This is a genomic window from Sorangium sp. So ce1036, assembly GCF_051369805.1.
Classification (GTDB): domain Bacteria; phylum Myxococcota_A; class Polyangia; order Polyangiales; family Polyangiaceae; genus Sorangium; species Sorangium cellulosum_F.
In genome coordinates this window covers 5,737,328-5,758,026 of sequence record NZ_JBBMOX010000001.1, presented here as the reverse complement: position 1 = coordinate 5,758,026, position 20,699 = coordinate 5,737,328, and the positions used below count along the sequence as shown (strand labels likewise).

Sequence of the window (20,699 nt, the reverse complement as noted above, 5' to 3'; positions counted from 1 at the left end):
GCGCCGGGGCACCGCTCGTCTCCCACGGTCGCTCGGCGCGGCACGGATGCGCTCGCTGGTGAGGCGCCTGACGAGCGCGCACGGGCCGCGGGACGCGCGAAGGGCGGTGCGAAGGGCGGTTTGCACCGGGCCCGGCGCGCGTGGAGCGCCGGCGGTCACGTCTCGGGGGGGCGTCGAGCGCGTCAAGCAGCGTCGATGAGGGCGACCGCGCGGGCAAGGAGGACAAGAGGAGAGGACCGCAAGGGAACGAGGGAAATGGCATGAAGGGTGGGGCCTTCATCGTGAACCGAAAGCGCGTTGTCCTGAGCCGTCCACGGTCCGTCGTCGCGGGGGCGGCCACCGCGGCGATGGCCTGGTCAGGTGAGCTCAAAGGATGTGTTCTGTTCCTCGTTGCGTCCCTTGCGTCCCTCGCGGTCTTCTCGCTCATGGACGCAAACCGGGTCCGCGGCGCTCATCGATGTCCGGGGAGCGAGACCGAATCGATCCTCGCCAGGACCCTGGCAGTGTTCTTGTTGCTGAAGGCGATCTCCGGGGGCGACGCCAGGCGGCCAGCCACCGGACGAGCTTGAGGATCACGGCCGCGTCCTTGCGGTCTCCTCGCCCGCGCGCAGGTCAAGTCTTCTCGCCCGCGCAGGTCGAGGGTTCGCAGGGCCCAGGAACGCGGGCGCTCTTGCCGCGAGCGGCGCGGCTCAGCCGTACCTGGCGGAGCGGAGCGCGTCAATCAGGGCCTCCCGCTCGGAGGGGGGCGACGCCGCGATCCGCTCCCACGCCTCCCTGCGGTGGCTCGCCTTGACGGAGCGGAACGCCGCGGAGGGGCGGCCGCACGCCTTGGCGAGGAAGCGGCGCGCGTCGTCGAGCGGATCGGCCGCGAGCGCGTCGCCGATGCCCATCTCGAACACCTCCGCGGGGGAATGGAGCTCCGCCCCGAACATGAGCTTCCGGAAGGCGCGGGGGGGCGAGGCGGCGCGGACGATCTCGAAGGCGACGCGCGGAAACGGGATCCCCACGGCGAGCTCGGGGAGCCCGAGCTTGTAGTCGCCGTCGCCGAGCGCGATGTGATCGGCGCACATCGCGAGGAGCATGCCGCCCGCGATCGCGTGGCCGTGCACGGCGGCGGCGAGCGGCTTCGGGAAGCGGAACGCGGCGCCGAAGGCGGCGTCGAAATCGTCGAGGAAGCCCGAGAGCCGCTCGCGATCGATCGACGCGAGCTCGCGGAGATCGAGCCCCGCGGACAGGCACTGTCCGGCGCCGCGGACGAGGACGCCGCTCACGGCATCGTCCCCCGCGAGCCGCTCGAAGACGCCGGCCATCTCGCGGAGCAGGGCCTGATTCATGGCATTGACCTTGGGTCGGTTCAGCGTGACCTCGGCCATGCCGTCGCGGGTGAGCACCTCGATGCACTGCATGGCGGGAGCATCGCGCAGCGCCGATCACGGCGCAAGATTGCGCGCCGGGCGGCGATCCGACGCCCCGTCCGCGCGGAGCCGGCCGTCGCCAGCCGGGGGGCGAGGGGGCCGCTGCTCCCCGTGGTCGCCCGCTCTCCGGGCCTCTCGTTGTAGACAAGCGCCTTCGCCACGTCGAAGGGGCGGTCTGGCCGATGTGGAGGCTCGTGGCGGCGTTCTACCTGGTCGATCTGCAGCCCTCCGCTGGCGGCGCCATGATCGGGTGTTCGCCACGCGGGGTGGGGGACGGGCCGTGTCTGAATCGGAAGGGCGAACCCCCTCGCCGGGGGCCGGGCAGCCCAGGAATACCTCACCGCAGCGTCTCCTGCCCGGCTCCACCCAGCTCCACCCGGCGCGCTCACCCGATCCCGACGCGCTCCTCGGGCAGCCTGTAGCTCCGCGCGCTGGTCTGGTTCGCGAGCGCCAGCGCCAGGGTCAGCGGCCCGATGCGGCCGATGAACATCGCCAGCGTGACGACCAGCTTCCCCGGCGCGCTCAGCGACGGCGTGACGTTGGCCGACATCCCGGCCGTGCCGAGCGCGCCCACCGTCTCCAGCGCGAGGCCCATCGGGTTCTGCGGCTCCAGCATGAGCATCACGAACAGGAACCCCGCGACGAGCACCACCATGAGAAACGCGACCCCCATCGCGCGGCGCACCGTCCCCGCCGGGAGCGCCCGGCCGAGCAGGTGCGGCGCCTCCTCGCCGCGCAGCTCGGCGCGCAGCGTCGCGAACAGCGTCGCGACCGTCGTGACCTTGAGCCCGCCGGCGGTCGAGCCCGGCGCCCCGCCGATGATGCTCAGCATGCAGACGAACATCCACGTCGCCGGCCCCATCAGGGCGAGGTCGACCGTGTTGAACCCCGCGGTCCGCGTCATCACCGAGTGGAAGAAGCTCGCCAGCACCTTGACCGGCCACGACAGCCCCGCCATCGACCGGCCCGCCTCGAGCACCAGGAAGCCGGCGGTCCCGAGCGCGAGCAGCACCGCGGTCACGACCAGGACGACCCGGCTGTGCAGCGACATCCGCGGCGCCCGCTCCCCGCGCAGCCGGAGGCGGGCCTGGCGCAGGAGCTCATCGTGCACCGGGAAGCCGAGGCCGCCGAGGATCACGAGCGACGCGATGACGAGGCAGATCGCGGGCGAGCCGACCATCGGGACGAGCCCCTCCCGGAACAGCGAGAAGCCCGAGTTGCAGAACGCGCTGACCGCGTGGAACACGGCCGCCCAGAGGTGGTCGCCGGCGCCGGAGAGCGGCACGCCCGCGACGGGCCCGGAGGCGATCTCGTGGTGGGGAACGAAGCTGATCAAGAGGACGAGCGCGCCCACCGCCTCGACGCAGAGCGTGTAGACGACGATGGCGGCGACGTTGCGGCGGAGGCGCGCGAACGACTCGGCGTCGATCATCTCGGCCATCACGGCCGCGTCGCGGAGCCGCAGCCTCCTGCCGGCGAGGATGGCGAAGAACGTCGAGAGCACCATGATCCCGAGCCCGCCGATCTGGACCAGCAGGAGCAGGACCGCCTGGCCGAACGGCGTGTACGTCTCGGCGAGGTTGTGCACGGCGAGCCCGGTGACGCACACCGCGCTGGTGGCCATGAACAGGCCGTCGACGAACGAGGCGTCGGTGATGTCCCGGAGCGCCTGGGGCAGGGTGAGCAGGAAGCTGCCGAGCAGCGCGGCGACCCCGAACGACACCATCATGAGCCGCGCCGGGTGATCGGCGGCGGTGGCGAACAGCCGCTCGACCGGCCGGCGCCCGAGCAGGGCGCCGTTGGCCAGGACGAACGCGAGCACGGTGTACGTGCGGTAGAGCACGACACCCCGGGCCCCGGCGTCCGCGCCCGGCGCGCCCTCATCGGCCAGCGGCCCGAGCTCGGCCGCGTGCCTGAGCAGGAGCCACTTCTCGCCGATGCACGCGAGCAGCAAGCAGGTCGTCAGCAGGAAGACGAGGGGGCGGGCTCGCTTGACCTCGGTCCTGGCGCCGGCGCGCAGGGGGCGCCAGAGGAGCACGATCAGGGCCGTGAGCCACACCGGCACGAGCAGCGTCTCCACCGCGGTCAGCGTGGCCGAGATCCGGGGGTGGATCGCGAAGGCCAGGTCGAACGCCAGGAGCACGGCGCTGCCGGCCAGCAAGGGAACGGGCTTCAGCCACGCGAAGCGCAGCCATCCGGGGTACTTCCGGGCCGCCGCGACGACCGAGGCGGGGTCGACGGCCCCGGCGGTGCCGGCGCTCGACGCGGTGCCGGCGCTCGACGCGGTGCCGGCGCTCGACGCGGGGCCGACGCTCGAGCCGGGGCCGGCGGACGCGGGCGCCTGGGATGCGACCAGCGTGGCGAGCGTCAGCGGGGGCTGCTCGGCCGGGTCGCTGTTCGGATCGGCGCGCGGCGCGCTCGGCCGGGAGGACGGTAGCGGCGAGGGATCCACCCGTGCATTCACGCGCCCGCGCCGGGCGGTGTCAACGTCCACCCTGAGCGCCGCCACCCTCAGCGCCGCGCCAGGACGCTCACCCGATCCCGACGCGCTCCTCGGGTAGCCTGTAGCTCCGCGCGCTGGCCTGGTTCGCGAGCGCCAGCGCCAGGGTCAGCGGCCCGATGCGGCCGATGAACATCGCCAGCGTGACGACCAGCTTCCCCGGCGCGCCCAGCGACGGCGTGACGTTGGCCGACAGCCCGACCGTGGCGAACGCGCTGACCGTCTCCAGGGCGAGGCCCATCGGGTCCAGCGGCTCCAGCACGAGCAGCACGAACAGGAACCCCGCGACGAGCGCCACCATGAGGAACGCGACCCCCATCGCGCGGCGCACCGTCCCCGCCGGGAGCGCCCGGCCGAGCAGGTGCGGCGCCTCCTCGCCGCGCAGCTCCGCGCGCAGCGTCGCGAACAGCGCCGCGACCGTCGTGACCTTGAGCCCGCCGGCGGTCGAGCCCGGCGCCCCGCCGATGAGCATCAGGATGCAGGTGAACATCCACGTCGCCGGCCCCATCAGGGCGAAGTCGATCGTGTTGAACCCCGCGGTCCGCGTCATCGCCGACTGGAAGAGGCTCGCCAGCACCTTGACCGGCCACGACAGCCCCGCCATCGACCGGCCCGCCTCGAGCACGAGGAAGCCGGCGGTCCCGAGCGCGAGCAGCACCGCGGTCGTGATCAGGACGACCCGGCTGTGCAGCGACATCCGCGGCGGGCGCTCCCCGCGCAGCCGGAGGCGGGCCTGGCGCAGGAGCTCGTCGTGCACCGGGAAGCCCAGGCCGCCGAGGACCACGAGCGCCGTGACCACGAGGGAGACCGCGGGCGAGCCGACCATCGGGACGAGCCCCTCCCGGAACAGCGAGAAGCCCGCGTTGCAGAACGCGCTGACCGCGTGGAACACGGCCGCCCAGAGGTGATCGCCGGCGCCGGAGAGCGGCACGCCCGCGACGGGCCCGGAGGCGATCTCGTGGTGGGGAACGAAGCTGATCAGCAGGGCGAGCGCGCCCACCGCCTCGATGCCCAGCGTGAACAGGACGATGGCGGCGACGTTGCGGCGGAGGCGCGCGAACGACTCGGCGTCGATCATCTCGGCCATCACGGCCGCGTCGCGGAGCCGCAGCCTCCTGCCGGCGAGGATGGCGAAGAACGTCGAGAGCACCATGATCCCGAGCCCGCCGATCTGGATCAGCAGGAGCAGGACCGCCTGACCGAACGGCGTGTACGTCTCGGCGAGGTTGTGCACGGCGAGCCCGGTGACGCACACCGCGCTGGTGGCCATGAACAGGCCGTCGACGAACGAGGCGTCGGCGATGTTCCGGAGCGACTGGGGCAGGGTGAGCAGGAAGCTGCCGAGCAGCGCGGCGACCCCGAACGACACCATCATGAGCCGCGCCGGGTGATCGGCGGCGGTGGCGAACAGCCGCTCGACCGGCCGGCGCCCGAGCAGGGCGCCGTTGGCCAGGATGAACGCGAGCACGGTGTACGTGCGGTAGAGCACGACACCCCGGGCCCCGGCGTCCGCGCCCTCGGCCAGCGGCCCGAGCTCGGCCGCGTGCCTGAGCAGGAGCCATTTCTCGCCGATGCACGCGAGCAGCAGGCAGGCCGTGAGCAGGAAGACGACGGGGCCGGCTCGCTTGACCTCGGTCCTGGCGCCGGCGCGCAGGGGGCGCCAGAGGAGCACGATCAGGACCGTGAGCCACACCGGCACGAGCAGCGTCTCCACCGCGGTCAGCGCGGCCGAGATCCGGGGGTGGATCGCGAAGGCCAGGTCGAACGCCAGGAGCACGGCGCTGCCGGCCAGCAAGGGGACAGGCTTCAGCCACGCGAAGCGCAGCCATCCGGGGTACTTCCGGGCCGCCGCGACGACCGAGGCGGGGTCGGCGGCCCCGGCGGGGCCGGCGGGCGCGGGCCTCTGGGACGCGACCAGCGCGGCGAGCGTCAGCGGAGGCCGCTCGGCCGGGCTGTTGTCCGGGCCGTCGCGCGGCGCGCTCGGCCGGGAGGGCGGTAGCGGCGGGGGATCCACCGCTGCATTCACGCGCCCGCGCCGGGCGGTGTCAACGTCCGCCTTGCCCGCGCACGAGGCGCGCAGGGCGCGGACCGAGCCTCCCTCGCGAACGACGGTGGTGATCAGGGGCGCGCGGCGCGCCGGCCGTCAGCCGGCGAGGACCAGCGCGGCGAGGAAGGCCGTGTACATCGTGAGCAGCGCGGCGCCCTCGGCCCGGCGGATCGATCGCTCGGTCCGCATCGCGACCGCCGCGAACGCCGTCACCCCGCCGAGGGCGATGAGGTCGACGGCCATGGCGCCGGGGGAGCCTGCGAGCGGCCGCGCCAGCGCGGCGCCGCCGAGGATGAGCAGCACATTGAAGATGTTCGAGCCGACCACGTTGCCGACCGCGATGTCGGCGTGCCCGCGCGCGGCCGCGATCAGGCTGGTCGCGAGCTCCGGGAGCGAGGTGCCCACCGCGACGATGGTCAGCCCCACCACCCGCTCGCTCATGCCCGCGCGGAGCGCCACGCCCACGGCGCCGTCGACGAACACCTTGCCGCCGACCACCAGGAGGCCGAGGCCCACCGCCGCGATCAGCGCGAGGCGCAGCGTGCCGCGCCCGCCAGGCGCGCCGGCCCGCTCGGCGTCGACCTCCATCTCGCGGGCGGCCTCGAACGCGTCGCGCTCGTCCGGGGACGGCTCGGGCGGGCGCGCCCCGGCCGCGGCGGCGCCGGCCGCGCTCGCCCGGGCGCTCCGGATGACCCACACCGTGTACCCGATCGACGCGGCGCACAGGAGCGCCCCCTCCAGGCGGTCGACGCCGCCGTCGAGGAGCAGGAGCGGCACCAGGGCGGCCGTGCCCACGAGGAACGGGACCTCCCGCCAGATCAGGCCGCCGGCCACGCGCGGCGGGGAGATGAGCGCGGTCACCCCGAGGATGAGCCCGAGGTTGGCGATGTTCGAGCCGACGGCGTTGCCGAGCGCGACGGCGCCCCGGCCCTCGAGCACGGCCGCGAGGCTCACGATCAGCTCCGGGGCCGACGTGCCGTACGCGACCACCGTGAGCCCCACGACGAGCGGCCGCAGGCCGAGCGAGAGCGCCAGGCCCGACGCGCCCTTGACCAGCCACTCGGCGCCGAAATAGAGAGAGACCGCACCCAGGACGAGCTGCGCCGCGTGAAGGAGCACGGGCGCACCCTACCGCGTGCGCGCCGCCGCGCAGCGCCAGAAAACGCGGAGGCGCGCCGCCCGTCAGGGCGAGCGCGGCAGCTCGATCCGGAAGACCGAGCCGGCGCCGGGCCGGCTCTCGACGAGGAGCCGGCCCCCGTGCGCCTCGACGATGCGCTTCGCCACGGCGAGCCCGAGGCCCGCGCCCGGGACGGCGCGCGCCGAGGCCTCGAGGCGCCGGAACGGCTCGAAGATGCGCGCCAGATCCGCGGCCTCGATCCCGATCCCCTCATCGCGGACGGCGATCTCGGCGCAGCCCCCGGCGTCGCGGACCGCCACGTCGACCCGACCGCCTTCGGGGGAGTACTTCAGCGCGTTCGACACGAGGTTGTTCAGCACCTGCTCGATCCGGGTCGCGTCGCAGCGGACGAGCACCGGCGCGCCGGGGAGCGAGAGCTCGATCCTGTGCCCCGATGATGCGGGGCCGTAGAGCTCCACCGCCTCCTGGGCGAGCGCGCACAGGTCGTGCTCGTCGATCCGCAGCTCGAGCTTGCGCGCCTCGAGCTGCGCCGCGTCGACGAGATCCCCGACCATGCGCTCCAGGCGATCGACCTGGCGCCCGACGAGCGCCATCGTCCGGCGCAGGCGCGCCTCCGGGAGGGGCCTCTCGGGGTCGAGGAAGCTCACGGACATCCGGAGCGCCGAGAGGGGGTTCCGGAGGTCGTGGGCCACGCCGCCGAGGAACGCGAAGTGCGCCTCGCGCTGCCGCTCCAGCGACTCCGCCGTCTCGTTGAAGGTCCGCGCGATGTCGCCGAGCTCGCGCGGCCCGACGAGCGGCGCGCGCGCGGCGCGGTCGCCGGCGCCGTACCGCCCGATGGCCCGCTGGAGCGCGACGACGGGGCGGTAGATGAGCCGCCGCGCGCAGAGGAGGACCGTGGACGCGCCCGCGATGAAGAACAGGGCCGCCGCGACGCCGGCGGCGCTCGTGCGCCGGCCGAGGCGCTCCACGAGCGCCCGCGACGCGCGGGCCTGATCGAGGTTGATCTCGACCAGGCGGTCGAGGGCCGCGAACGCGTCGTCGAGGGTGGGATCGACCTCGTCGTGCGCCGGCGGGAGCGCGCGCGGCCCGGCGGACCGGCGCCGCGAGAGGTACGCGCCGACGCGCCGCTCCGCCTCCGCGAGGATCTCGCCTTCTTCCGGGCTGTTCACCTGGCGGCGAGCCTCCGCGAGGCCGCGCCGCAGGCCCTGCTCCCACGCGGCGTGGGAGGGGGCGAGCCCCCCGTGATCGGCGTCGATCACCGCGCGGCCGCGCTTCTGCGCGTCGAGCAGGAGATCGACCTCGAGCCTCTCCACGATGCGGACGCTCTCGATCGCGTCGCCGAGGATCCGGGTGGCCTGTTGCATGGTCGTCGAGGCGCTCATGAGCGCGGCGGCGACCACGACGCCCACGCCCGTGAGGAGGAGCGTGGCCGCCCCGAGGAGCGCGCTCAGGCTCCACGGCCGCGCGCCGAGGAGCCTGCCCGGGCGCTCGCCTTCGGATCGTCCCATGATCCTGCGATTGGCTCCCGGCCACGCCGCGCGCAATGGTCCTCGCCCGGGCGTCGCAGGCGTGTCTCCAGGGCCGCCCTTCCGCCGGGGCGATCGCCGCTCTAGGTCTCCCGGGGAGGAATGGACGCGTGTCGCTGACGGGAGGGCGCCTTCGCGCGCGGCTTTCGCGCTGGATTGCGTACGCGCTCGCGCTCGCCTCCGCGCTCCTCGCCCTGGCCTCGTCGGCGCGCGCCGGGGCCGCGCCGACGGTCCACGTCGCCCCGATCCAGGGCGAGATCAACGCCGGGCTGTCGGCCTTCGTGGAGCGGGCCATCGCCGAGGCCGAGGAGGCCGGGGCGAGCGCGCTCATCCTGCCCATCAACACGCTCGGCGGGCGCGTCGACGCGGCCATCGTCCTCCGGGACGCGCTGCTCGCGACCCCGCTCCGCACCGTCGCCCTCGTCGATCCGCGGGCGATCTCGGCGGGCGCGCTCCTCGCGCTCGCCGCGGAGCGCATCCTGATGGCCGAGGGCGCGACCCTCGGCGCGGCGGCGCCCGTGCTCGCCGGGCCGGAGGGCGCGGAGCCCGCCGGGGAGAAGGCGACCTCCTACGTCCGCAAGGAGTTCCGCGCGACCGCCGAGCGCCGCGGGCGCCCGCCGGAGCTCGCCGAGGCGATGGTGGACGAGGACGTCGTGGTCGAGGGGGTCGTGGGCCCGGGGAAGCTGCTCACGCTCACGACCGCCGAGGCGCTGGAGTTCGGCGTCGCCGACGCCCGGGCGGACGATCTCGGCGCCGCGCTCTCGTGGCTCGGCCTCGAGGGGGCGGAGATCCGCCACGCCTCGCCGAGCTGGGCCGAGCGCGCGCTCCGGTTCCTGACGCAGCCCGTGGTGAGCTCGCTCCTCTTGAGCCTCGGGATCATGGGCCTGCTCGTCGAGCTGCGCACGCCGGGGTTCGGCATCCCGGGCCTCGTGGGCGCCGCCTGCCTGGTCCTGTTCTTCTGGGCGCAGTGGCTGCTCGCGCTCGTCGGCTGGGAGGAGATCGCGCTCGCCGCCCTCGGCGCCGTGCTCCTCGCCCTCGAGGTCCTCGTGATCCCCGGGTTCGGCGTCGCCGGCATCGCCGGCGCGGTCGCGCTGATCGCCGGCCTGAGCCTGAGCCTCGTCGGCGCGGGCGTGACCCCCGAGCGCGTCGTGGAGGCGGTCGCCCAGGTCGCGCTCTCCCTCGCGCTGGCGCTGGCCGGCGCCCTCGTCGCGCTGCGCTTCCTGCCGCGGGTCCCGGCCGCGCGGCGCCTGATCCTGGCCACGAGCCTCGGCCCGGACGTCGCCCCTGGCGGGCCGGCTGGCGGGCCGGCCCGGGCGACGGGGCCGCGCGTGGGCGAGCGCGGCCTGGCCACCACGCCGCTCCGGCCGGCCGGGATCGCCCGCCTCGGGGGAGCGCGGGTCGATGTGGTGTCGGAGGCCGAGTACATCGGGCCCGGTGAGGCGGTCGAGGTGATCCGCATCGAGGGCAACCGCGTCGTCGTGCGCCGCGCGGCGCCGGATGGGGAGGGGGGGTGACGTCACATGGGGGTCGATCTGGGCCTGCTCGGGCTCGTCTTCTTGCTGCTCGCGGCGATGTTCGTCGGGCTGTACCTGATCCCGATCCCGCTCTGGATCGCGGCCTGGGCGTCGGGCGCGTACGTCGGGCTGTTCACGCTCATCGGGATGCGCTTCCGGCGCGTGCCGCCGGGCACGGTGGTCACGGCGCACATCAGCGCCGTCAAGGCGGGGCTCGACATCGCCGTCAACGACCTCGAGGCGCACTACCTCGCGGGCGGCGACGTGGTGCGCGTGGTCAACGCCCTGATCTCGGCGGACAAGGCGAACATCCCGATGCCGTTCAAGCGCGCCGCGGCCATCGATCTGGCCGGCCGCGACGTGCTCGAGGCGGTGAAGATGTCCGTGATCCCGAAGGTCATCGAGACGGCCCGCGTCGCGGCGGTCGCGAAGGACGGCATCCAGCTCATCGCCGTCTCCCGCGTGACGGTCAGGACCAACATCGATCGGCTCGTGGGCGGGGCCGGGGAGCAGACGATCATCGCCCGCGTGGGGGAGGGGATGGTGAGCACCATCGGCTCGGCGGCCTCGCATAAGGAGGTGCTCGAGAACCCCGATCACATCTCGAAGAACATCCTCGAGCGGGGGCTCGACGCCGGGACGGCCTACGAGATCCTCTCCATCGACATCGCGGACGTCGACGTCGGCGCGAACATCGGCGCCAAGCTGCAGATCGACCAGGCGAACGCCGACAAGCAGATCGCCCAGGCCAAGGCGGAGGAGCGGCGCGCGATGGCGGTCGCGCTGGAGCAGGAGATGCGGGCGCGGGTCGTCGAGGCCGAGGCCGAGGTGCCGCGCGCCATGGCCGACGCGTTCCGCCGGGGCAACCTCGGGATCATGGACTATCACCGGCTGAAGAACGTCCAGGCGGACACCGACATGCGCGACGCCATCGCGTCGGACATGGGCGGCGCCGACGGGACCACGGCGGGGCCCCGCCCGCGGGGCGGGCCCCCGTGACCGCGGCGGATCTGCTGCTGCTCGCGCTCTTCCTGCTGTTCGCGCTGATCTCGTGGCTCGGCGCGGCGATCGGCCGGGCGCGCGCGCGGCACGAGGCCTTCGCGGAGGCCCCGCGCGGCGGGCGCGAGCCTCGCGGCGCGCCGCCCGTCGCGCGGCCCCCGCCCGCGGCGCCGCCGCTCCCGGCGCGCCCCCCGGCGTCGCCGGCGGACGGCTCCGCGCCGCGCGCCGCGGAGCTCACGCGGGCGCTCCGCGACCGGGGCAGCCTGCGCCGCGCCGTCGTGCTGGCGGCGATCCTGGACCGCCCGTCGGACCGCGACGTGCCCCTGGCTTGACGCGCCGAGGGCCGGGCCGCAGAGCCTGCACACCGCATGGCGAGCCGGCTATTCGTCCGCAAACCGGTGTCGGTCCTGCACAAGGAGCTGGAGGGGGAGCACCGCCTCCAGCGCGCCCTCGGGCCGCTGCAGCTCACGAGCCTCGGGATAGGCGCCATCGTCGGGACAGGCATCTTCGTACTCACCGGTCAGGCCGCGCACGACAAGGCAGGTCCCGCGCTGATGCTGTCCTTCGTGGTCGCGGGGATGGCCTGCGTGTTCGCGGCCCTCTGTTACGCGGAGTTCGCGGCGATGGTGCCGGTCGCGGGCTCGGCCTACACGTACGCATACGCGACGCTCGGCGAGCTGCCGGCCTGGATCATCGGGTGGGATCTCGTCCTCGAGTACGCCGTCGGCGCCGCCGCCGTGGCGCACGGGTGGTCCCATTATTTCCAGGACTTCATCGGGATCTTCGGGGTGGAGCTGCCGAGAGAGCTCAGGAGCGCGCCGTTCGACTACGACCCGGCGCTCGGCGAGCTCGTGTCCACGGGGTCGATCCTCGATCTCCCCGCCATCCTCGTGACGACCGCGATCACGATCATCCTGCTCAAGGGCATCCGCGAGAGCGCGACCCTCAACGCCGTGATGGTCGCGATCAAGCTCGCGGTCGTGCTCCTCGTCATCGCCGTCGGCGCGTTCCACGTCGACCCGGACAACTGGCGGCCGTTCGCGCCGTTCGGGTACGGGGGGCTCGGCTTCTTCGGCCATCCGATCGTCGGCGAGATCGGCAAAGGAGGAGAGCCGCTCGGGATGCTCGCCGGCGCCGCGACCATCTTCTTCTCCTACATCGGGTTCGATTCGGTCGCGACCCACGCCGAGGAGGCGAGGAACCCGCAGCGCGATCTCCCCATCGGCATCGTGGCCTCGCTCGTCATCTGCACCGTCCTCTACATCGCCGTCACGGCGGTCCTGACGGGCATGGTGCCCTACACCGAGCTGAGCATCGACGCCCCGGTCTCCGACGCCTTCGCGCGCGTCGGCCTCCCGTGGGCGCAGCTCATCATCTCCGTCGGGGCGGTCGCCGGGATCACCTCCGTGCTGCTCGTGCTCATGCTCAGCCAGCCGCGCGTGCTGCTCGCCATCTCCCGCGACGGGCTCCTGCCGAAGCGCTTCTTCGGCGCGGTGCACCCGATCTTCAGGACGCCGTGGAAGTCCACCTTCCTCACCGGGTTCGTGGTCGCCACCCTCTCGGCGCTCCTCCCGCTGCGGATCCTGGCGGAGCTCGTCAACATCGGGACGCTCCTCGCGTTCGCGTTCGTCTGCGCCGCGGTCCTGATCATGCGCCGGACGGCGCCGGACGCGCCGCGCCCGTTCCGGGTGCCGCTCTATCCGCTCACGCCGATCCTCGGGATCGTGGTCTGTCTCGCCCTCATGTTCTCGCTGCCCACCGAGAACTGGCTGCGCCTCGCCGCCTGGCTCCTCCTCGGGTTCGCGATCTACTTCGGCTACAGCCGCAAGCACAGCGTGGTGACGGCGGGCAAGTGACAGACAAGCTCCCTCACTGGCTCATCCCTTCGGTGCTCTGGAGTACCGAACGGGTCGAGCACAGATCAATAACCACAGAGGCACCGAGGACACAGAGGAGAGAGAAATAGAGCTCTTTCTCCTCTTCTTCTCTGTGCCCCCTGTGCCTCTGTGGTTTATCTTCTTCTGTTCCCGGGCTTTCTAGGTTGGCGTTGGAGGCCTCTGGTGAATGCGAGAGGCACCGCGGGGGCGTTTGGCGCTAGGCGCGCGCCGCGGCCCTCGCCGCCCGCGTCTTCGGCGCGCTCGACGCGCGGGTCTGCCGCTGTCGCAGGTTGCCGTCCTGCTTCTGCCGGTTTTCGCTCTTGCGCGTCGACTTGCGCGAGGGGCGGTCCTCGGCGGAGTCCTCGAGGGCGGCGGCCGCGCGCGGGGCGCTCAGCTTCGTGTTCCGCGCCGCCGTCGAGCTGCCCCCGGCGCGGCGGTCGGTCGCGTTCCAGCCGGGCTGTGCCGTATCGACCGTCGCGTCGCGCCGCTCCTTCTCGGGCCGCTCGGCCGCGCGCGCGAGGTTCTCGTCGCGCTGGCCGACGCGCCGGCCGATGAGGCTGCCGTCCTCGGGCGGGGGCAACGGCCGGCGCTTGCGCCGTCGGGACCCGGCCTCGAGCGCTTTGTCTCTCTTCGTCCTCGCGCGCTCCCTGCGGGGGGTCGGGGGCGCGGCGCGCCGCCCCCTGGCGGCCCGCGGCGCGGCCGTCCGCGCGCGGCCGAGGGCGCTGCGCACCGCGCGCTCGGCGACGTGGCCTGCGCGATCGATCGCCTCGTGGGCCTCGGCCGCGACCTCCTCGACGACGACGCTCTCGAGCCCATTCAGGACGACCTTGATGCGGCAGGCGGTGTCCACCCCGCCCTTCGGGCCGTTCACGTCGATCAGACGCACGCTGACGCGCTGGATCTGGAGGGCGAACTTGCCCAGCCGGGAGCCGAGGCGCTTGCGCACGTGGTCGCGCACGGAAGGGCCGATGTCGACGCCCGTCGTGCGCACGGCGAGCGGCGTCCTGTCGATCGGGGTCCGGCCGCTCACGCGCTTGACCGGGCGGGCCACCTCGCCCGGGAACGCCGCGCGCGGCGAGGGCTTCTGCTGCGGGCTCGTCCTCATCCTCATTCTCCTCCTCCGTGGCTCCACGCGGAGCACGGGTCCATTCGGCGGTTTGCCGTGTCGCACGACGATCCATCGTTGCGCGACGCGAGGCGCATCCCCGCGCCGCTCTCGATATCCATCTACGAGGCGTGTGCACATCCGCCACCCCGGACACGGCGGGATCTGCACACGCGAGGCGGATCCGGGCGCAGGGCGCTCGAGCCTCCGCTCGCAAGAGCCTCGCTCCCGGCGGGCCCCTGGTCCTCGCTCGACTTCGCACGACTTAGCACGGCTCGTGCCACCTTGTTGTCTGGCGAGGCGATCACCGCTCGAGCGCGGGAGATCCGTGGCTCGTCTGCACTTCAGCCCCTCCGGCGAGCCCCCGATGCGCTCCACCTCCCGGGCGTCCGGTCCGTTGACATCCCCGCGGCAGCCCTCAAGGAGGCCTCATGGCCCTCGCACCGCTCCGCGCCGAGCGTGGGTACCTGCCGCTCGAGGATCACGGCCTGATCGGCGACGGCACCACGGCCGCGCTCGTCGGACGCGACGGGGCGGTGGTCTGGCTGTGCGCCCCGCGCTTCGACGCGCCGCCCGTCTTCTGCAGGCTCCTCGACGCGGCGCGCGGGGGTGCCTTCACCGTCGCCCCCGACGTCATCGTCGCCTCCGGCCAGCGCTATATCGACGACACCGGCATCCTCGTCACGGAGATGCAGAGCCCGACAGGCCTGCTCCGGGTCACCGACGCGCTGACGTTGCGCTCCGGCGCGGATCTCACGGAGGACGCGCCCGCGGGGCGCGCCGAGCTGCTGCGCCTGGCCGAGGTCGTCGAGGGGAGCGTCGACGTGCGGATCGAGATCGCGCCGTACCGCGGCGCCGCGGCGACCGAGGCGCGGGGCGGCCTGCGCCTCCATTGCCCGGCCCGGCCCGAGCTGGAGCTCTGGCTCACCTCCTCGGTCGATCTGGCCGGGATGCAGCGGACCGTGACGCTCCGCGCCGGCGAGCGGCTGCACGTCGCGCTCCGCTTCCGTTGCGCGCACCGGCACCGCAGGGTCCCCCCGGAGGCGCTGCTCGCGGCCACCGCCGAGGCGTGGCGCCGCTGGGCCTCGCGCATCCGGTACGAGGGGCCCGAGAGGGCGCTCGTGCGCCGCTCGGCGATCACGCTCAAGATGCTCGATTCCTTCGAGTCCGGCGCCGTGCTCGCCGCGCCGACCTCGTCGCTGCCGGAGGTCATCGGCGGGACGCGGAACTGGGACTATCGATACGCCTGGATCCGCGACGCCGCGTTCGCGGTGCACGCGTTCCGCCGCATCGGCCTCGCGGCGGAGGCGTGGGGCTTCCTCGGCTGGGCGCTCGACGCCATCGAGCGCGACGGCCGCCCGAAGGTGCTTTACGATCTCGACGGCGACGTGCCGCCCCCCGAGCGGATCTGCGCGGAGCTCGAGGGGTATCGCGGCTCCCGGCCGGTGCGGTGGGGGAACGCCGCCGTCGATCAGGTGCAGCACGACGTCTTCGGCGAGATCGTCGATTGCGCCTACCAGTGGGCCTCGCACGGCGGGGAGATCCGCCCGTCCCTGTGGGCCCGGCTCACGCCGCTCCTCGACGGCGCGGCCCGCGAGTGGAGACGGCCCGACCACGGCGTCTGGGAGGTCCGCAGCGTGGGGCGCCCGTTCACGTACTCCGCGGCGCTGTGTCAGGTCGCGCTGGATCGGGCGTGGCGGCTCGCCGAGCGGCACGGCTTGCCCGGAGACGTCGCCGGGCTCCGGCAGGAGGCGGAGGAGATCCGCCGGGCGATCCTCGAGGAGGCGTGGGATCCGCGCGCCGGCGCGCTCACCGCGGCGCTCGGCGGCGGCCCGCTCGACGCGAGCGTGCTGGCGCTCCCGCTGCGCCGGGTGGTGCCCGCCGACCACCCGCGCATGATCGCCACGACGGAGGCGATCGCGCGCGGCCTCCGGGCGGGCGACGGGCTCCTGTACCGGTACCTGCCCGGCGACTACGACGACGGCGTCGCGACCTCGGACGAGGGCGCCTTCCTCCTCTGCAGCTTCTGGCTCGTCGACAACCTCACGGGGCAGGGGCGGATCGACGAGGCGCTCGCGCTCTACGGGCAGCTCTGCGCGCGCGCGAGCCCGCTCGGGCTCCTGCCGGAGCAGATCGATCCCGCGACCGGCGCCTTCGTCGGGAATTTCCCCCAGGCGTTCAGCCACGTCGGGCTCATCGCCAGCGGCGTGGCCCTGTCGCGCGCGCTCGGCCGGCGCGCGGAGCGCGGGGGAGGCGAGCAGCGGGCCGCGGGCGAGGGCGCGGCCGGCGCGCGGTGAGCGCCCGGTACCCGCGCGCGGCGCCGGCGTGCACACGCGCGGAGCGGAATGTGCACACCCGGCACTGGACGGGGGCGCACCCTCGCCGCAGATGCGCCCCACCGCAGCGATCTTCGCTGCTTCGGGCCAGTCCGGAAGGAGGGACCCCTGGAATCACGGAGGATTCCGCCGATCCAGCATCATCATGACAGCGAGGAGCTGACCCGGTTCGTGGACGGGCCGGCGTGGCCCGTGGCCACCGTGATCGCGGCGCTCCTCGGGCTCGTGTTCGTCGCCGACCTCGTGACGCCGCTCGGGATCGCGTCGTGGGTGCTCTACCTCGTGCCGTTCGGCCTCTGCCTTTACGCCGGGAGGCCGGGCGCCCCGCTGGCCACCGCCGGGGCGGCCAGCGCCCTGCTCGCGGCCGGCATGCTCGTGTCGATGCCGGGGCACGTCGGGCACGCGGTGGCGCAGGTGAACCGCGTGCTCGGGTTCGTGGCCGTCTGGAGCACCGCGTTCTTCGTGCGCCGGTCGATCCTCGCGCAGCTCGCCCTCCGGCGGGAGGACTGGCTCCAGCAGGGGCGGGCCCTCCTGTCCGAGCGCGTGCAAGGAGACCTCACGGTCAGCGAGATCGGCGAGCGGGCGCTGGGCTTTCTGGCCGAGTACCTCGACGCCCGGGCGGGCGCCCTCTACGCGGAGCAGGCCGGCGGCTCGCTCCGGCGGGTCGCCGCGTGGGCGCTCGGCCCGGACGAGCTGGATCGCCAGCACGTCCTCCGCCGCGGCGAGGGGCTGCTCGGCCAGGCGGCGCGCGACCGGCGGGCGCTCGTGCTCCGGGATCTGCCGGAGCACCACATGAACGTGGTCTCCGCGCTCGGCGCGAGCAGGCCGCGCCACGCCGTGATCGCCCCGAGCACCGCGGACGGCGAGGTGGTCGCCGCGACCGAGCTCGGCTTCCTGCGCCCGGTGCACGGCGTGGATCTCGAGCTGCTCGAGCGGGTGGCCGAGCCGCTCGGCGTCGCGCTCCGCTCGGCGACGTACCGCGCGACGCTCGAGCGGCTCCTCGCGCAGACCCAGGAGCAGACGGAGGAGCTCAAGGTCCAGCAGGAGAAGCTGCGGGCCAGCAACGAGGAGCTCGAGCAGCAGGCCGCGGCGATGCGCGAGGCCCAGGCCCGCCTCGAGAGCCAGCAGGCGGAGCTCGAGCAGACGAACGTGCAGCTCGAGGAGCACGCGCTCGCCCTCGGCAAGCAGCGGGAGGAGCTCCTCGCGGCGCAGCGGGCGATGCTGGAGAGCGTCGAGGCGCTCGGCCGCGCCAACCAGTACAAGAGCGAGTTCCTCGCCAACATGTCGCACGAGCTCAGGACGCCGCTCAACAGCGCCCTCATCCTCGCGCGGCTCCTCGCGGACAACAAGGAAGGCAACCTCTCGCCCGAGCAGGTGCGCTTCGCCGCGACCATCCACGCGGCCGGGAGCGACCTCCTGGAGCTCATCAACGACATCCTCGATCTCTCCAAGATCGAGGCCGGCAGGGTGGATGTCCGGCCGGAGCCCGCCGCCCTCCTCGGGATCACCGGCGCGCTCGAGCAGGCCTTCTCGCCGGTCGCCCGCGACAGGGAGCTCTCGTTCCGCGTCGAGGTGGCGCCCGGCGCGCCCGGGGCGCTGTACACCGACGTGCAGCGGCTCCAGCAGATCCTGAAGAACCTCCTCGCGAACGCCTTCAAGTTCACCGAGCGGGGCGGGGTGGTGCTGGAGGTCGCGCCGGAGCGCGGCGGGCGCGTCGCGTTCGCGGTGCGGGACACCGGCATCGGCATCCCCGAGGACCAGCACGAGGTCATCTTCGAGGGGTTCCGGCAGGCCGACGGGACCACGAACCGGAAGTACGGCGGGACCGGGCTCGGGCTCACGATCTCGCGGGAGCTCGCGCGCCTCCTGGGCGGCGACATCGACCTCGAGAGCGCCCCGGGCGTGGGGAGCTGCTTCCGGGTGGTGATCCCGGCGGCTTACGAGGTCGCCCAGGCCTCGCCGCCGGACCGCGACGCGCCGCCGCAGAAGGGGCCCTCGCAAGGGGGCGCGTCGCAGAGCGAGCCATGGCAGGAGGAGCCGTGGCGAGAGGGGTCGTTCCAGAAGGCGCCGCCGCCCGGCAGCGCCGCGCCCGGGCGGCCCCGCGCGGCCCTGGAGGCCGCGCGGGGCGAGATCGAGGACGACCGGTCGAACAGGACGCGGGACGGCCGCCTCATCCTGGTCGTCGAGGACGACCCGGCGTTCGCGCGCATCCTGTACGACGTGGCGCACGAGCTCGATTTCGATTGCGTCATCACGCCTTCGGCGGAAGAGGGCCTCTCGCTCGCGCGCTCGCTCACGCCGAGCGCCGTTCTCCTCGACATCGGCTTGCCGGACGGCTCGGGGCTCGCGCTGCTCGAGCAGCTCAAGCGCGGCGCCGCGACCCGCCACATCCCCGTCCACGTGATCTCCGTCAGCGACTGCACGCAAACGGCGCTGGAGCTCGGGGCCGTCGGCTACGCGCTGAAGCCGGTCAAGCGGGAGGAGCTCGTCCGCGCCATCCGCAACCTCGAGGACCGGCTCACCCGGAAGGAGCGGCGCGTCCTGGTCGTGGAGGACGACGCGGGCGCGCGGGAGGGGATCTGCGCGCTCCTCCAGGGCGAGGGCGTCGAGATCCTCGCCGTGGGCACCGCGGCGGCCGCGCTCGACCAGCTCGCCGCCGCCACGTTCGACTGCATGATCCTCGATCTCAAGCTCCCGGACGCCTCGGGCTACGATCTCCTCGAGAGGATGGCCGGCGGGGAGCTGTGCTCGTTCCCCCCGGTCATCGTCTACACCGGGCGGGTGCTCGACCCGGACGAGGAGCGGCGGCTCCACCGCTATTCCCGATCGATCATCATCAAGGGCGCGAAATCGCCGGAGCGCCTGCTCGACGAGGTGACGCTCTTCCTCCATCAGGTGGAGTCGAGCCTCCCGCCCGAGCGGCAGCGGATGCTGAGGGAGGCGCGCCACCGCGAGTCGGTGTTCGAGGGGCGCCGCATCCTGCTCGTGGAGGACGACGTGCGGAGCATCTTCGCGCTCTCCAGCGTGTTCGAGCCGCGCGGCGCCCGGCTGGAGGTGGCCAGGAACGGGCGCGAGGCGCTCGAGGCGATGGACCGGCTCGAGGAGGTCGATCTCGTGCTGATGGATGTCATGATGCCCGAGATGGACGGGCTCACGGCGACCCGCGAGCTCCGCAAGCGGCCCGAGCTGGCGCGGCTGCCGATCATCGCGCTCACGGCCAAGGCGATGCCCAAGGATCAGCAGCAATGCCTCCAGGCGGGGGCGAACGACTGCATGGCCAAGCCCATCGACGTCGAGAAGCTCCTGTCCCTCTGCCGGGTGTGGATCCGCAAATGATGCCGGACGTCGCGGTCAGCACGGACAGCGTGGAAGACGCCGATTTCGACCTGGAGCTCCGCCTCCTCCTGGAGGCGATCCACGCGAAATATTGCTACGACTTCAGGGGTTATTCGTTCGCGTCGATGCGCCGGCGCATGAGGCAGGCGCTGACGGCGCTCGGGTGCGACACGCTGTCTCAGGTCCAGGATCGGGTGCTGCGCGATCGGCGGGTGTTCTCCGAGGTGCTCCAGCTCCTGACCGTGCCCTTCAGCGAGATGTTCCGGGATCCTCCGTACTTCCTGTCGATCCGGGAGCAGGTGGCCCCGCACCTCAGGACCTACCCCTCGATCAAGGTCTGGATCGCGGGGTGCAGCACCGGCGAGGAGGTCTACTCGATGGCGATCCTCCTCGCCGAGGAGGGGCTGCTCGATCGGTCGTTGATCTACGCCACCGACGTCAACCCGGAGGCGCTCGTCTCCGCCGAGCGCGGCGTGTACGCCTTCGAGCAGGTGCGGTCGTTCAGCGCGAATTACCAGCGGTCCGGCGGGCGGCGGTCCCTGTCCGACTACTACGCCGCCGCGTACGGCGGGGTGGCGTTCGATCGCTCGCTGCGCTCGCGCGTGGTCTTCGCGGATCACAGCCTCGCGACGGACAGCGTCTTCGCCGAGGTTCACCTGGTCTCGTGCCGGAACGTGCTCATCTATTTCAACCGCGCGCTGCAGTCCCGCGCGGTCGGGCTGTTCCGTGACTCCCTGGTCCACATGGGCTTCCTCGGGCTCGGGATGAGGGAGACGCTCCGCTTCAGCGAGCACGCCGGCGCGTTCCTGGATTTCATGCCCGAGCACCGGGTTTACCGGAGGCGCTGACCTTGGCCGCCCGCGCCGGACGCGCCCGGGGCCCGTCGGCGACCGGAGCAGGTAAGGA

The 20,699-nt window shown here is 73.6% G+C and carries 13 protein-coding genes; 7 read left to right on the top strand and 6 right to left on the bottom strand.

The annotated features are described in order from the left end of the window. Nucleotides 1–689: 689 nt before the first annotated feature. From WMF31_RS21770 to WMF31_RS21750, 5 genes are all read right to left on the bottom strand, one after another. A complete protein-coding gene (locus tag WMF31_RS21770) occupies nt 690–1,406 on the bottom strand; it encodes an enoyl-CoA hydratase/isomerase family protein (protein WP_436603791.1) in 717 nt (238 codons plus the stop codon). Between the two features lie 394 nt (nt 1,407–1,800). After that, entirely contained in the window at nt 1,801–3,867 is a 2,067-nt protein-coding gene (locus tag WMF31_RS21765) for a TrkH family potassium uptake protein (RefSeq protein ID WP_436603790.1), read from the bottom strand. A 79-nt stretch (nt 3,868–3,946) separates the two neighbouring features. Continuing rightward, a complete protein-coding gene (locus tag WMF31_RS21760; protein ID WP_436603789.1) occupies nt 3,947–5,929 on the bottom strand; it encodes a TrkH family potassium uptake protein in 1,983 nt (660 codons plus the stop codon). A gap of 129 nt (nt 5,930–6,058) precedes the next feature. After that, on the bottom strand, nt 6,059–7,081 hold the full coding sequence (locus WMF31_RS21755) for a calcium/sodium antiporter (protein ID WP_436603788.1): 1,023 nt from the start codon (nt 7,079–7,081) through the stop codon (nt 6,059–6,061). Nucleotides 7,082–7,144: 63 nt separating this feature from the next. Beyond that, nucleotides 7,145–8,608: an ATP-binding protein gene (locus WMF31_RS21750; protein ID WP_436603787.1), complete on the bottom strand. Its 1,464-nt coding sequence runs from the start codon at nt 8,606–8,608 to the stop codon at nt 7,145–7,147. Between the two features lie 128 nt (nt 8,609–8,736). Between WMF31_RS21750 and WMF31_RS21745 the strand changes: the two genes are divergently transcribed. The 4 genes from WMF31_RS21745 to WMF31_RS21730 are packed head-to-tail and all read left to right on the top strand — an operon-like array spanning nt 8,737 to nt 12,995. Next, on the top strand, nt 8,737–10,140 hold the full coding sequence (locus WMF31_RS21745; RefSeq protein ID WP_436603786.1) for an NfeD family protein: 1,404 nt from the start codon (nt 8,737–8,739) through the stop codon (nt 10,138–10,140). Nucleotides 10,141–10,146: 6 nt separating this feature from the next. Further along, nucleotides 10,147–11,139 carry a flotillin-like protein FloA gene (gene floA, locus WMF31_RS21740; RefSeq protein ID WP_129347661.1) on the top strand — a complete coding sequence of 331 codons (993 nt, stop codon included), beginning with the start codon at nt 10,147–10,149 and terminating at the stop codon, nt 11,137–11,139. Next, on the top strand, nt 11,136–11,471 hold the full coding sequence (locus tag WMF31_RS21735; RefSeq protein WP_436603785.1) for a hypothetical protein: 336 nt from the start codon (nt 11,136–11,138) through the stop codon (nt 11,469–11,471). Before floA ends, WMF31_RS21735 begins: the two co-directional genes overlap by 4 nt. 36 nt (nt 11,472–11,507) lie before the next feature. Further along, complete coding sequence (locus tag WMF31_RS21730) at nt 11,508–12,995, top strand: amino acid permease (RefSeq protein ID WP_436603784.1); 1,488 nt, start codon at nt 11,508–11,510, stop codon at nt 12,993–12,995. Between the two features lie 238 nt (nt 12,996–13,233). Here WMF31_RS21730 and WMF31_RS21725 read toward each other — a convergent pair whose 3' ends face one another. Beyond that, nucleotides 13,234–14,121, bottom strand: coding sequence for an HPF/RaiA family ribosome-associated protein (locus WMF31_RS21725; RefSeq protein ID WP_165373210.1), 888 nt, complete (start codon nt 14,119–14,121; stop codon nt 13,234–13,236). A 431-nt stretch (nt 14,122–14,552) separates the two neighbouring features. Here WMF31_RS21725 and WMF31_RS21720 point away from each other — a divergent pair, with 431 nt between their 5' ends. The 3 genes from WMF31_RS21720 (at nt 14,553) to WMF31_RS21710 (ending at nt 20,641) form a co-directional block, all read left to right on the top strand. Continuing rightward, nucleotides 14,553–16,418: a glycoside hydrolase family 15 protein gene (locus WMF31_RS21720; RefSeq protein ID WP_436603783.1), complete on the top strand. Its 1,866-nt coding sequence runs from the start codon at nt 14,553–14,555 to the stop codon at nt 16,416–16,418. Nucleotides 16,419–16,628: 210 nt separating this feature from the next. Further along, nucleotides 16,629–19,793 carry a response regulator gene (locus tag WMF31_RS21715; RefSeq protein WP_436603782.1) on the top strand — a complete coding sequence of 1,055 codons (3,165 nt, stop codon included), beginning with the start codon at nt 16,629–16,631 and terminating at the stop codon, nt 19,791–19,793. Beyond that, nucleotides 19,790–20,641, top strand: coding sequence for a CheR family methyltransferase (locus WMF31_RS21710; RefSeq protein WP_436603781.1), 852 nt, complete (start codon nt 19,790–19,792; stop codon nt 20,639–20,641). The genes WMF31_RS21715 and WMF31_RS21710 overlap by 4 nt, the downstream gene beginning before the upstream one ends. Nucleotides 20,642–20,699 lie beyond the last annotated feature (58 nt).